This is a genomic window from Rhodococcus sp. 15-725-2-2b (genome assembly GCF_002259075.1).
Lineage (GTDB): Bacteria > Actinomycetota > Actinomycetes > Mycobacteriales > Mycobacteriaceae > Rhodococcoides.
The window spans coordinates 559544-573531 of sequence record NZ_NPFL01000006.1 but is presented as its reverse complement, the minus strand read 5'-3'; the positions used below and the strand labels follow the sequence as shown (position 1 = coordinate 573531).

10 protein-coding genes are annotated in these 13988 nt (G+C 65.7%); 3 read left to right on the top strand and 7 right to left on the bottom strand.

The window, feature by feature from the left end:
* Positions 1 to 69: 69 nt before the first annotated feature.
* From CH306_RS08505 to CH306_RS08495, 3 genes are all read left to right on the top strand, one after another.
* Entirely contained in the window at positions 70 to 1080 is a 1011-nt protein-coding gene (locus tag CH306_RS08505; RefSeq protein WP_032396980.1) for a ParA family protein, read from the top strand.
* 4 nt (positions 1081 to 1084) lie between these two features.
* Complete coding sequence (locus CH306_RS08500) at positions 1085 to 2161, top strand: ParB/RepB/Spo0J family partition protein (protein ID WP_045197761.1); 1077 nt, start codon at positions 1085 to 1087, stop codon at positions 2159 to 2161.
* Positions 2162 to 2425: 264 nt separating this feature from the next.
* Complete coding sequence (locus CH306_RS08495; protein ID WP_032396978.1) at positions 2426 to 3106, top strand: hypothetical protein; 681 nt, start codon at positions 2426 to 2428, stop codon at positions 3104 to 3106.
* Between the two features lie 34 nt (positions 3107 to 3140).
* Here the strand turns inward: CH306_RS08495 and CH306_RS08490 are convergent, their stop codons facing one another.
* The 7 genes from CH306_RS08490 to CH306_RS08460 all read right to left on the bottom strand — a co-directional run bounded on the left by CH306_RS08490 (position 3141) and on the right by CH306_RS08460 (position 13988).
* Positions 3141 to 4334, bottom strand: coding sequence for an N-acetylmuramoyl-L-alanine amidase (locus tag CH306_RS08490; RefSeq protein ID WP_094646249.1), 1194 nt, complete (start codon positions 4332 to 4334; stop codon positions 3141 to 3143).
* Positions 4335 to 4470: 136 nt separating this feature from the next.
* Complete coding sequence (trxA, locus tag CH306_RS08485; protein WP_008711582.1) at positions 4471 to 4803, bottom strand: thioredoxin; 333 nt, start codon at positions 4801 to 4803, stop codon at positions 4471 to 4473.
* A 34-nt stretch (positions 4804 to 4837) separates the two neighbouring features.
* A complete protein-coding gene (gene trxB, locus CH306_RS08480; RefSeq protein ID WP_032397344.1) occupies positions 4838 to 5827 on the bottom strand; it encodes a thioredoxin-disulfide reductase in 990 nt (329 codons plus the stop codon).
* 126 nt (positions 5828 to 5953) lie between these two features.
* On the bottom strand, positions 5954 to 6682 hold the full coding sequence (locus CH306_RS08475) for a hypothetical protein (protein WP_094646248.1): 729 nt from the start codon (positions 6680 to 6682) through the stop codon (positions 5954 to 5956).
* Between the two features lie 59 nt (positions 6683 to 6741).
* Positions 6742 to 7323, bottom strand: a complete 582-nt coding sequence (gene sigM / locus CH306_RS08470; protein WP_094629019.1) for an RNA polymerase sigma factor SigM — start codon at positions 7321 to 7323, stop codon at positions 6742 to 6744.
* 99 nt (positions 7324 to 7422) lie between these two features.
* A complete protein-coding gene (locus CH306_RS08465; protein ID WP_179272806.1) occupies positions 7423 to 11586 on the bottom strand; it encodes a lipid II flippase MurJ in 4164 nt (1387 codons plus the stop codon).
* Positions 11583 to 13988, bottom strand: coding sequence for a glycoprotein (locus CH306_RS08460; protein WP_094646442.1), 2406 nt, complete (start codon positions 13986 to 13988; stop codon positions 11583 to 11585). The genes CH306_RS08465 and CH306_RS08460 overlap by 4 nt, the downstream gene beginning before the upstream one ends.

Sequence of the window (13988 nt, the reverse complement as noted above, 5' to 3'; positions counted from 1 at the left end):
GCTCACACGCCGCGCGCTCGACCCGATCGATCGTATTGAACACAGTCAGTTCCGCACTAAGGAGCACATATGTCGGGTGGGTCCGATCCCGCTGTTTCACGTGAAACAGCGCCCAAGAAGAACGCCTCGAGCAACTCGGAGAACAAGTCGGGGGTGACGGCCGGCTCAGGGTTCGAGTACACCAACGCGATCTCACCGAACGACACCCCCATCGGTGCCGCGGCACATCGAGCCAGCCAGGTTCTGCATCCCGGATCGGTGTCGCTGCCGAAGCCGGCGAAGCGACGCATGCTGACCATTGCCAACCAGAAGGGTGGCGTCGGGAAGACGACGACCGCCGTGAACCTGGCTGCCGCGCTCGCGCTCCAAGGCCTGACGGTTCTCGTGGTCGATCTGGACCCTCAGGGCAACGCCAGCACCGCGTTGGGCGTCGAGCACCACTCGGGTGTGCCGTCGAGCTACGAGGTCCTCATCGGTGAGGTGAGCGCCAAGGACGCCGTGCAGAAGAGTCCGCACAGCGACCGGTTGTTCTGCATCCCGGCAACCATCGACCTCGCCGGAGCCGAGATCGAGTTGGTGTCGATGGTCGCTCGCGAAGGGCGCCTCAAGACGGCGCTGTCCGTGGAGGAGCTCGCCGGCATCGACGCGGACTTCATCCTGATCGACTGCCCGCCGTCGCTCGGTCTGCTGACTGTCAACGCACTCGTGGCCGCGACCGAGGTACTGATTCCCATCCAGTGCGAGTACTACGCGCTCGAAGGCGTGGGTCAGCTCCTCCGCAACATCGAGCTGGTGCAGTCTCATCTGAATCCCGAACTGCACGTCTCGACCGTCATCCTGACGATGTACGACGGCCGCACCAAGTTGGCGGACCAGGTAGCAGAAGAAGTACGCAAGCATTTCGGGGACGCCGTCTTGCGCGCCGTCATCCCCCGCAGCGTGAAGGTATCCGAGGCTCCCGGGTACGGCATGACGGTGTTGGATTACGACCCCGGTTCGCGAGGTGCGATGAGCTACCTGGACGCCGGACGAGAGCTCGCTGCCCGATCGGCCGGCATCGACGAAGCACGAAAGAAGTAACCAGATGAGTTCGACACGTAAGGGTGGTCTGGGTCGCGGCCTGGCCTCACTGATCCCCACCGGACCTGACGCCGGACCACGCCTCGGTAACGCCGCGGCAGACGTGATCATCGGCGCGGATCGCAACGCCAAGGACCGTCCCGATACGTCCACCAAGCCGAAGCGAACCGCACCCGCCGACGATCTCACCGAGACAGCCACGGCGCCCACTCCGACACCACCGGTGCTGAGCGGAGACGACCTCTCCCCCGTCGGTGCCGTCTATCGCGAGATCGCACCGGACCGAATCGAAGCCAACCCGAAGCAACCGAGGCACGTCTTCGACGACGAATCGTTGGCCGAACTGGTTCACTCGATCCGTGAATTCGGACTCATGCAGCCCATCGTGGTCCGCCTCGTATCGGGTTCCGCTGGTGCCGGTGACGCAAAATATCAGCTCGTCATGGGCGAGCGTCGGTGGCGTGCAAGCCAGGAAGCCGGCCTCGAGTCGATCCCCGCGATCGTTCGGGAGACCGCCGACGATGCGATGTTGCGGGATGCATTGCTCGAGAACATCCACCGGGTACAGCTCAATCCGCTCGAAGAAGCGGCCGCGTACCAACAGTTGCTCGAGGAATTCGACGTCACGCACGAGGAACTGGCTGCGAAAATCGGTCGATCACGGCCGGTCGTCACCAACATGATTCGTCTGTTGAAGCTGCCGATTCCCGTGCAGCGACGAGTGGCGGCCGGAGTTCTGTCGGCCGGACACGCCCGCGCCTTGCTGTCGCTCGACGCTGGGTCGGATGCGCAGGAGTCGCTGGCGGCGCGAATCGTCGCCGAAGGTCTCTCCGTTCGCGCGACCGAAGAGGCCGTCACCCTCGCCAATCGGGAGGACGGAAAGAGCCCGGATCCGGCACCCCGTCGCAAGCCGATTCAGATGCCGGGCCTCCAGGACGTCGCCGATCGCCTCTCGGATTCGTTCGATACGCGAGTGACGGTCAGCCTCGGCAAGCGGAAAGGCAAGATCGTGGTCGAATTCGGCTCGGTCGATGACCTTCAGAGGATCGTCGAGATGATGGAAGCACAGAAGAAAAAGTAGTCGCGAATTTTCAGGACCAGTCATACGCGGTCGAAACGTCACTGTGACGTAGCTCGGTCGGAGGCGGTCACGAATGTTCGCAAAAGGGTCGAAAGATATTGTCATACAACGCATTTGAATGATTCGCTCCGCTCGACGGGTTCGACGATGGAATGGCGGGGGTGACGCCTGCGGAACAACTCATGTGACATCCTTGTCGAGGAGCGGATCGACTCCGACGGAGAATTCTCGCGTTGAACGAGTGCACGAAGGCTGAGGTAAGCGGTGTCGGCGATGGTGACCGGAGTGACGCTCGGTTCGTTCGAGCACTTGCCGACGCATTCGCGGCGGTGCAGCTTCTGGGTACTCGATCCCGCGTCGGAGAGTTCGTCGGTCGATCTCGAATTCGAGAACGAAGTATGGCTGTCGACCATCATGCTCGAGTGGGGATCGTGTGGGCAGTTGCTGTCCATCGATGGCAGGACGATCGGCTGCGCGCTCTACTGCCCACCCCGAGCAGTTCCACGCGCGGCGACGTTCCCGACTTCGCCCGTGAGCCACGATGCGGTCCTACTGACGCAACTCCGCATCGATTCGCCCGACGATGCGGATCTGCATTCGGCGACGCTGATCCAGGCGGTCGTGGGTGATCTGGTCAATCGTGGCGTTCGCGCTCTGGAAGCGTTCGGCATTCGACGCAACGCCGACGATGCTGCGCCGGTGGTTCCCAACGCCACCGCACAACTGACGTGTTCGGCATCGACGTGCATGATCGAAGCGGATTTCCTCGAGAAGGTCGGGTTCGAGGTCATCGCTCCCCACCACAGATTCCCGAGACTACGGCTCGAGCTCGATCGTGATCACGGGTGGAAGCAGGACGTCGAATCCGCACTAGAGCAGCTACTGATCGCGGCGAGTATCTCCGTCGTCGACATCGAGCAGAAGTCGACCGTCGGGGCGCGCTGAGTACTGACCGATCGACACGTTCGTGCGCGGTCGGTCAGGGGCGATCGGAGGCTGCGAGTTCTTCGGCGAGCAACTCCGCGAAGGTGAACGTTCCGGTCGGCTGATCGTCCTGCCCGAGTAGATACAGGCGTTTGACGGCGATCAGAATTGCTTCGGCGATGATGTCGCGAAACTTCGGGTCGCTGAGCACTTCGACATCGGATTCGTTGGTGAGGTAGCCGAGGTCGATCTGGATGGTCGGCATGTTGGTCAGACGCAACAGATCCCACGTGCGGCCGTGGCTACGGCAGTCCAGAAGCGGTGTGCGAGCGACGATTTCACGCTGCACGTAGCTGGTCAGTACCTGGCCGATCATCGAGGTGGATCCGTGCGAGTTACCGAAGTGGAAGCTTGCGACACCGTTGGCCATGGGGCTGGTGCTCGATGCGCAGCGCAACGAGATCATCAGATCGGCACCCCAGGCATTTGCGGTCTCGGCGCGGTCGGCAACCGAAGGATTGGTTCCGCGCGCACGGGAGAGGAACGTCTCCATGCCGGTCGCGGCCATGCGGCCCTCGAGCCGACTGGCCAGATCCCACAGAATCTCCGATTCGGAGACTCGGCCGAACGCTCCGTCGACGATGTGTCCGGTGTCTGCTCCGCCGAGATCGGGGTCGATGACGATGCGCTTGCCGGTCAACTGCGGGCCGGACTTACGAACGAGTTCTTCCTCGCTCATGGCGTGAGGGGATCCACCGGTGACACGAGTTCCGAGAAGGTCCAGAGAGCGCAGAGTCGCAGGCCCACAGATGCCGTCGGGGGACAGCCCGATCTCGCGCTGGAACGAGGACAGACCCTCGTGTGTGTGCGGACCGAAGAAGCCGTCGACGCGTTCGCTGTAGAAGCCGAGATCCTGAAGTCTCGTTTGCAACGAGGCGACGTCGTCGCCGTACAGCGGAGCGGACAGCTGATAGATGAGGGTTCGAGCGCCGAGGCGATACGACGCCTCTTTCAACGCGCGATACGTGGCCGGGCCCACCACGCCGTCGACCAGCAGGCCGCGGTGTTGTTGGAAGGCGCGCACGGCACCTCCGAGGGCACCGTCGAACACGGATCCGGGAGCGGTCCAGTGGCCGTCGGCCATCGGACCTGGGGGAACGACTGCTTCGTGGAGAAAGCCGAGTGCCGACAGGGTGCCGCGGACCTCGGCGACGGCGGGTCCGGAATCGCCGTGACTGAGTTCCTGCATCCTCGACAAAGCCTCTCGATCGTTCCGACGGCACTCGCACCTCGCGGCCGATGTGCCGATGCCGAAGCATCGGCACATCAGATGATTGTCGCAGAAAGACTGGCTTCCGCTGCAATCCACACGGTGTGCGGGTGAGTCAGATAACGCCTTCGAGGTCCTTGAGCAGCGCGGCCTTGCCCTTTGCGCCGACAATTTGCTTGACCGGCTTGCCGCCCTGGAAGAGGATCAGCGTCGGAATCGACATGACCTTGAAGTCGCGGGCGGCCTGCGGGTTGGCATCGATGTCGAGCTTGGCGATGGTGAGCTTGTCCTTGTGCTCGGCCGCGATCTCCTCGAGAACCGGGGCGACCATCTTGCACGGGCCGCACCAGGTGGCCCAGAAGTCGACCAGGACGGGCTTCTCACTGGTCAGAACATCGTCGACGAACGATGCGTCGGTGATGGTGACAGTGCTCTTGTCGTCGGACATATCTATCTCCTCGATATTGGAAGCTCGGTGCCTGTCAGGCGTTGACGGCGTCGACCGGTTGGTCGGCGTGTTCGAGTGTGTTGGTGGTGATATCGCCCTGCTCGGCCAACCAACGCTCGGCGTCGATCGACGCGGTGCAGCCCGTACCCGCAGCGGTGATGGCCTGCTGGTACACGTGATCGACGAGGTCTCCGGCAGCGAACACGCCTTCGACGGACGTGGCCGAAGTGGGCGACGCGACCTTGACGTAGCCGGCGTCGTCGAGCTCGACCTGGCCCTTGACCAATTCGTTGCGGGGATCGTGACCGATCGCCACGAACATTCCGGTCACGTCCAGGGTGGTCTTCTCGCCGGTATCGGCGTGTTCGAGCGACAGTCCGGTCACGCTCGTGTCGCCGAGGACCTCGAGCACCTTGGTGTCGGTCAGGAAGCGGATCTTGTCGTTGTTCTTGGCGCGCTCGAGCATGATGCGCGACGCCCGGAACTCGCTGCGGCGGTGCACGATGGTGACACTGCGTGCGAAGCGGGTGAGGAAGGTCGCTTCCTCCATGGCCGAGTCGCCACCACCGATGACGGCGATGTCCTGATCGCGGAAGAAGAAGCCGTCACAGGTGGCGCAGGCGCTGACACCGCGTCCGAGCAGCTTCTCCTCGCCGGGGATGGACAGGTAGCGAGCTGCTGCGCCCATCGCGAGGATGATCGCGCGAGCCCGGTAGGTCTCGCCGCCGGCAGAGACGGTCTTGATCGGGCCGGTCAGGTCGAGCTCCTCGACATCCTCGGTTCGGATGTCGGCACCGAATCGCTGCGCTTGCTCGCGCATCTGTTCCATCAGATCGGGGCCCATGATGCCCTCGCGGAACCCGGGGAAATTCTCGACCTCGGTCGTGGTCATCAGCGCACCACCGAACTGCGTTCCCTCGAACAGGATCGGTTCCAGTTCCGCGCGTGCGGCGTAGACGCCGGCGGTGTAACCGGCCGGTCCCGAGCCGACGATGATGAGATCGTGAACCTTGGGGGTACTCAATGCAGACCTTCCGATCTTGTGCGGCGTGTACGTGTCGTCGACAAGCGAGTGCTCAGCGCACACGGCTCTCGACGTACATCTGGTCAACACCACCCTAGAGGCAGTTGTTCCCCGGTGAGAGATCCGTCAGCCGATATCGCGACGCGTGAGCACGTCGGGGTTGGCGGTGCCGCAGTCGTTGCCCACCGCGAGGGCGATGAACTGTGAGGGCTGTGCTCCGGCGAGGACGAGCAGGGTTCCGTCTCGGCCGTCGACGCGCACTCGACTCGAGCCGAGAACGGTGGTGGCCGGATCCACATCGTTGGACCGAAGGCAGGCAGCAAGATCGGCCGGATCGGCGAGCGCTCCGGGATCGCGCTTGCCGATGATGCTGAAGGCGAAACCGGAATCGAGGTCGGCGGAATCGAGCACCAGAGACGAATCCGGAGGCTGCGACGGGTCGGCGGCGATCGATTCGGGTTCGTTCGGGGTGTACAACAGTGCCACGACGGCAACCGACCCGGCCACCAGAAGTGCTGCGGCAGCGGCAGTTCCGAGGACGACACGTCGTCCTCGGGGACGGAGCGGAACGACGACCTCCGGCGCGGATGCCGATCGCTCGACCGTCTGGACAGTGCGGTCGATCTGCCGGGCGACCTCGGGCGGGATCGACAACGTTCCGGTGGGGTCCTCGCCCATCTCGTGGAGTCGAGCCGAGACGGCGTCGAGACCGGCGAGGATCCGCATCGAATCCTCGTCGAGACGAACCAGTGGCCACAGTCGTCTGCTGACGTCCTCGGGAAGTGCATCCGCATGCAGATCGGCGAGCAGTTCCGGCGAGAACGGGGCTTGTGGAGCGTCGGTGCTCGACGACACGTTCCTGCCTCCCTCCGCCGAATCTGCTTTCCCTCTCACACGGTATAGACGCGAGAGGGTCAGATTCGGTTCCCTGCATCTTTCAGATACGCGAGCTGTGTCGAGAGTTTGAGCCGGCCGCGGGCGCATCGACTCTTGACGGTACCGGTGGGAACACCGAGCAACACGGCAGCGTCGGCCACCGAATAGCCCTCCATGTCCACGATGACGACGGCTGCGCGTTGGTCGGGCGGCAACGTCATCAGAGCCTGTCGAACGAGAATGCTCGTCTCCGTCTCGGAGATCCGGTCCCTGGGCGAAACGGGCTCGTGACTTTCGTTCTCGCTCAACGGAACCGACGGCCGAGCCCTGTTTCTTCGGATGCGGTCCAGGCAGGCATTGACGACGATCTTGTGTAACCAACTTCGCACCGCGGCGTCGGCGCGAAACGACCCGGCCGTGCGGTGAGCGGAGAGCAGTGCCTCCTGCAGAGCATCGGAGGCGTCCTCGGGCGTGTAGCTGGTGCGTCGAGCCGTCAGCCACAGATGTTCGTGATGTCGGTAGATCAGCGTGGCGAAGGCATTCGGCTCCCCGGCCGCATGGGCAGCAAGAAGCTCCGCATCCGTGCGCTCCCCTGGCGCCGAATCGAAACGTTCGGTCATACGAAAACGGCTCCCCCCGTGTTAACGCATTGGGGGGAGCCTAAGCCATCGAGACCGCGAAGTACGAAACAAGTCGGTATCGGCTACCGAAAGCCCGATTTAGGAGTCGAAACCGATCCCGGAGATCGAGGTGGCGATGCGGCCGCCCTGCTCGCCGAGTCGGGTGATCCAGACGAGCACGTTCCCGGTCGGCTCCGCGTCGCTCAGGGCGATGTCGGTGCGGCCGTTCTGCAGTGTGGCTTCACCGAGGAGCGTGGTGTCGCTGAGACTGGGCGAGCCGTTCGGGGCCGACCGGATCTCGACGACAGTTCCGGGAGATGTCGACTCGATCCACGCGTTCTGCAGCGTCGAGGACGGAATGGACACGAGCAGCCCGACGCCGTTCTTGAGGGCCGGGAACTGCTGGAAGTACGAGTCGGTCGTCCACGCTGTGGTGGGGTCGTTGTCGATCGCGTTGGACGCGGTGCTGGGGTTGTCGGCGGAACCCTGAGGTGAGAACACGCTGACGTCCTCCATCGCCACGGGTCCACCGGTCTCGGCCGGCGGCGCAGCGGCCGCATCGCCCGCCGGTGGTGCCGTGGCAGGAGTGGTGAGACCGAAGTCCTGGGTGTCGAGCGGAGTGTCGGTGTCGTTGCCGGCAATCGAGGTGAACAGCCAGAAGCCGGCGAATGCGAGAACCACCACCGTCAGGGCACCGAGTACCGCGATGGCGATGTTGGTGCGCATCGACTTGGCCTTCTCGGCAGCGATCTCCTCGGGATCGGCGAGCGAGTGCCCACTGGCACCTGGCGCTCGTTGGCCCAGTCGCAGCGCCGGCATCAGATCCGTCTTGTCGTTGACCACTGCTGCTTGATCGAGAACGTGCTGCACGGTGGCAGCGGTCCTGATGCCGCTGTTCTGTTCCAATGCCCGCACGGCGACGGCGGAGATCTCGAACGGAACGTCCGGACGAACCTGCCTCGGCTCGAGCGGGGCACCCTTGTCGTCACGGTCGGCCGGACGCATGCCACCGACGCTGCGTGCCGGAGCTGCATCACCGGACACGACGGCATCGCCGGTGGTGTCGGACAGCGGCCATTTGGCGGTGATCAGGGCGTAGAGCATCGCGCCGAGTCCGCGGACGTCCGAACTCGGGTCGGCGTCGGCCAGTGTCGCGGGGAATGCGAGGACGGCGTTGCCGCTCGAGCTGATACGCACCCGATCGGGGTGGTCGATCGACAGGGCGCCTCCGCTGCGGTGCGCTGCCTCGGCCGCTGCGGCGAGGACCTTGATCGCACGCGCAGCGCCGGTCGGTGAGGGCACGGTGTCGGCCATCTCACGCAGTGAGCGGCCGGGAGTCCACTCCGCAACGACGATGCCGCCGGAGCTGCCGCGTACCACGTCGAGCACGCGGGCGAGGCCGGGCGAATTGATCCGACCCAGACGCAGCGTGCGCGAGAGAATCGCTTGCGGTCCCTGCGTGCGGTCGTCGGTCGAGGCGGTCGATTGCTGATCGGCGTCGACGAACGTCAAGGCGACCTCGCGATCGAGCTTGACGTCGTGTGCCTGCCAGAACTTGAGTCCACGTGCTCCGCCGTGGGGTGCCAGCAGTCGGTAGCGGCCACCGGCAACGGAGGCACCGGGAATGAGCGTCGGGCCGCGGAGCGTGCGCTCGGGAGCGCTCGCCGGGGCTGCTGCAGTGGCACCCTCGTCGGTGCTGTTCGAGTCGGAGGCGTCGGGTGTGGCCGGTGCCGCTTCGGTCTTCTCGGAATCCGCATCCGTCGTGGAATCAGCGTCGGCCGCAGGCTTCGACTCCCGTGTGGCCTTCTTGTCGCTGTCGGCTTCGACCGGGAGATCGGCCTTCGAGATGGAGATGGTCTTGTCGGTCGGACGGGCCGCGAGAGCGGCCTTGGAGATGGAGACCGTCTTGTCGGCCGGCTTCGGGGCAGGCTTGTCGGCTGCCTTCTCTGCGTCCGGCTCGGGAGCTGCGGCCGACTTCTTCGCTTCGGGTGCAGCCTTCGGCTCGGCCGGCTTCGGTGTCTCGGCGGGCTTCGCACTCTTCGATGGCGAGGCAGCGTCGGCCTTCACGGGTTCGGTGCGGTCCTGGGTGTCGACCTCGACGCCGCCGCCGCTCGTTCGGTCGGCTTCGCTTGCTGGAGATTGTGCCGGCCCCCCAGCAACTTCGTCGTCGGTCACTGTCACTCCTTCAGGCGAATATGCCCCGTGTTGTCCTGCAAAAGGTCGACCTGCGTTGGCTTCTGCCCCCGGGTGCCGATGACCAGGGTACGGGAGCCGATCCCGCGCAGTGTCCCATGTGGGCTCGGTTCGAATAACCGGAATCACGCCGGTTTCTGCGGCGGCCGGATCGGTGTCCGTCCGAGCGGTTGTGCCGCGGAATTTCCGAACGACGCGGCTCAGGGCCACGGTGACTGCCAGGACTTCGGGAATCTTGCCGAACCAGAGTATCGAGAAGGTGATGCCGAGCATGATGACGGCGTCGATCGCGACGCGGACGAAGTTGCCGATCCAGCCGTTCGTCATGGCGTCGAGACCCAGGATCCGGTCGATCGCGAGCATGGCCGCACCGCCGGCCAGTGAGGCGATGAGGACCAGCCAGACCGTCTTGCCGACGTTGGCCATCCGCAGGCGGCCCAGGCTCTTGTGTAGCAGGTATCCGCCGATGATCGCGCCGACCGTGTACCCGAGGCCGGTCGCTGCGCCGAGGAGCAGCACCACCTGATCCGGGTCGGACGCGACGATCGGGGCGAGCAGAGACAGTCCGATCTTGACGGCGGTGATGCCGAGGATGATCCACGTCGGCGTCCAGGCCTTCTCGCGGGCGTAGAACACGCGGAGATGGATCAGGACGAGGGCGTACGGGATGAGGGAGAACGCCGACCAGCTCACGGCCTCGCCGAGTCGGGGTGCGACATCGGCGAACCGGCCGAAGCCGTACAGCGCCTCGCCCACCCACGGGCCCGCGAAGGTCAGGAACACCACGATGGGCACCAGCGCGACCATCGTCAGGCGGGTGGCGACCGAGAGGTCGTCGACGACGGACGGGGTGTCACCGTTGGCGGCGTTGCGGCTGAGTCTGGGCATGATGGCCGTCAGAACCGTCACGCCGAGGATGCCGTAAGGCAGCTGCAGGACGATCCAGGCCTGCGAGTAGATCACGTTGCTCGCGTCGTCGGTGCCCGACGCGATCCTGGTGGCCACGATCAGCCCGATCTGGCTGATGACGACGTAGAGCACGATCGCGGCGGCCATCGCGCCGAACTTCTTCAGGCGCTCGTCGAATCCCCAGAGCGGGCGCAGGTCGATGCGTTCACGGCGCAGTGCCGGGATCAGCGCGACGACCTGGGTGATGACACCGGCAGTGACTCCGAGGCCGAGAACGAGGAGTTTGGGGTTGCCCATCTCGACCGGGTTCACGCTGATCTCGCCCGGCATGAAGAAGTACAGCGCGAAGACGCCGAGCACGATCAGGTTGTTGTACACCGGTGCCCAGGCCCCGGGCTTGAAGTTCTGCCGGGTGTTGAGCACCGCCGTGAGCAGGCCGGACAATCCGTAGAACATCAGCGCGGGCAACACCAGGTAGGTGAACGCGATGGTCAGGTCTTCGTTGACCTTCGGATCGCCGTCGAGCATCAGCCGCGCCAGCAGCGGGGCCGCGATCGTTGCGGCCAGCGCCACGGTTCCGAGCAGCGCCACCGCGATGGTGAACAGCCGTCGAACGAATGCTCGCCCGCCGTCGGCGTCCTCCTGCTCGGCGCGGACCAACACCGGAACGACGATCGCTCCGAGCACCGCACCGAGGACCAGCTCGGAGATCATGTTCGGCAGGATCGTCGAGACGGTGAACGCACTGGCCAGCGCTGGGCCGAGGGTGGCCGTCATGGCGACCTGCTTGGCGAATCCGGTGATGCGGCTGACCAGGGTCGCCACCGCGATCGAACCCGACGCAGCCAGCAGTGACTTCTGCGGTTTCGGCTCGGGTTGCGGTGCCGAGTCGGACCCCTTCGGCGGAAGCTCTGTCGGCGGGACCGTTCCGGAGGGTGCCTGCGGGTAATCCTCCTCGCGGAAGCGCGGGATGAGTTGGGTGACGGTGTCGTCGGCGGCGGGCTGCCCGTCGAGCGGCGGCGGTGCCGGGTACGAGCGCAGCTCCGGCCGCGCCTGCCGTTCCCAGGGCGCGGACTGCGGTGGCGTCGTTCGTCGGAACACCTGCGACGCGGGCAGGCGTGACCGCGGCAGGTCGCCGTCGTACGGGACGTTGCCAGTCATGGTCTCTCGTACCCTTCGTCGGCCGGGTCTGGTTGACCTCTGAATCGATGCCAGAGGCGTCGACCTGCAAGTAACAGTAGGAGAGCTCCGGCGCAGGCGGTAATTATCGCCAGTGCCTGGCCGTATGCGTTCGATCGCACGGACACCGTAGACACTTCGCCGAGCCGGGAGCCGTCGAGTGTGGTGACGGAGAAGTCGACGGACAGGTTGCGCGTGTCGTCGACCTCGGCCGGGACGGTGATGGTCCGTGATCCCCGGGCCGGAAGTTGGGTGACGCCGACGTCACTGATCGTCATCTCCGGTGGTGCGTCGACCTGGAGCAGCACGTTGACCGGGACGGGGAGGTCGTTGCGGGCGACGAGCAGCAGCGGGCTCTGTTCCGAGGCGAGGGTGTAGACGCCGCCGGGGGCCAGCACGGTCACCGATCCGTAGATGGTGTCCAGTCCGATGCGGATTGCCGCGAGTCGGTCGCGCGCCATGGTGCCGGTTCGTTCGCTGGCGGCGCTCGCGCGACCTGCCGTCGACAGCGCGCGGAGCATGTCCTCGCGCAGCGGAGCGGTGTACAGGCGTGGAGTCAGCGCCGACTGCGGATCCTCGACGAGCGATTGCATCAGGGTGTCGACTCGGGCGCTCTGCGATCGCACCAGGTCGATGGTGCCGGCATCGAGTTCGGTGGCCGCGTCGATGCCGGTCACCGGAGTTCCGGTCGTGGGCTCGGTGAGCAACTCGGCCAGAGGCCGCGGCGTCGCCAGTCCGGACCGCAGCAGCGAGGACACCGTCGACAGAATCGCCGACGGTTCGTCTCCGCCCGCGGTCCAGTACTGCGGGGGCGCGACGGTGACGGTGCGTCCGGGCCGATCGGCACCGACGAGGGCGTGGAAGTTGACGGCTCCGAGCGCGTCCTGCAGGCGTGCGGTGCGCGAGTCCGTGGCGAGGTCGAAGCGTTGCTCGGAGGGAGTGAGGGCAGGCGTGGACGGCGAGGCTCCGACCCCGGCCAATGCCGCTGCGGTGGCGGCGTCGTAGTGGGTGGCGGCCAGCGGTTGGGTCTGCTCGGTTCCGGTCGATGCACTGTCGGTCGTCGCCAGCAGGGAGGTCGGTGCCGAAGTCGGCGGGCTGATGCTGTTGTCGGCGACCAGGACGGTTCCGGTGCCCGCCGCACGCAGGGCGTCGGCGGTGTTCGCGTCGACCCCACCGGTGGTGCTCCAGGTGAAGCCGCGTGTCGAGGTGATGCCGAGGATGCCGTCGACGATGTCGGCCGGGGCGCTGACGGCACTGCTGAGCAGCGTGGGATCGCCGATGTCGGCCACCGCCCCCAGATCGGTCTGGGCGAACGGCATTGCCGTCACGCAGGTGCTCGATGCGATCGTTTCCAGTCGGGACAGCCACTGAGCTGCGGCTGCGCTTCCGGTGCCCTCGCGGGTCGTGCCGGCAGGATCGGCCGGGTTGTCGACGACGAGGTAACCGCGGGTCATGTTCGAGACGGTGACGAGCAGGTCGGGGTCGAGGCCGATACACAGGCTCGACGCCAGTCGGCCGTCGGGATCGAGGCCGGGTTGTGTCGCGAACTCGACCGCCTTGAGGAGGGTGTCGAGTCGGCCACCGGTGGCCAGCTCGCCGGCGAGTTCGTCGTCGATCAGCCGAACGCGCTCGTCGACCGAACCGGGTATCCCGGCAGCGAGTCGCGGAATGTCGGCCAGCGGCCACAGAACCGTCATGGCGACGGGGTTGCGGGTGTTGGGAGGCAGTGGCATCGCGTCGGGAGCGGTGGGGTCCATCTCACCGGGGTTGCGGGGCAGTCCGACGACCGGGAGCAGAAAGCGGGCGTCGTCGAGTCGTGCGGTTCCGCCGTATTCGGGAGTGCCGTTGACGTTGAGCAGAAGCGGATAGACGCCAGGGGCCTCGATTCCCAAGGAGGGTTCGGTGGTGCTGCGCAGCTGCATCGACATGTCGAACTGGCGGCTCTCGTCCTTCTCCAGCGACTCGGCCACGGTGACGAAATCGCCGACGCGCTCGAATCGGTCCTGGTCGAGGGTCAGCGAGGTCCGCAGTCCGGCCGTGGTGTCGACGGCGTCCGCGGCCTGCATCCGGACACTGACGTCGTCGACGCGGCGGTCCCCGGTGTTCTTCACGGTGGCGCGCACCGTGACGAACGGATCGCTGCTGGTGGTGACGGTGGAGGGGGCGACGGTTTCGATACTCAGCGTCAGGAAGGGGTTGCCGTCCTGCGTCATCGGGGTGTCCGGAACGGCGCTGGTGGTACCGCTCGTATCGCCGACGGAGGAGTCGGGTTGAGCTCCGGCGTCGGGAAGTTGTGCCGAAATCAGTGCCGCGGTGCCGACCGACGGTGCCACCGCGAGAACGAACGTGGTCAATGCGGCGGCAGCGACCTTCCGGGCCCGCAC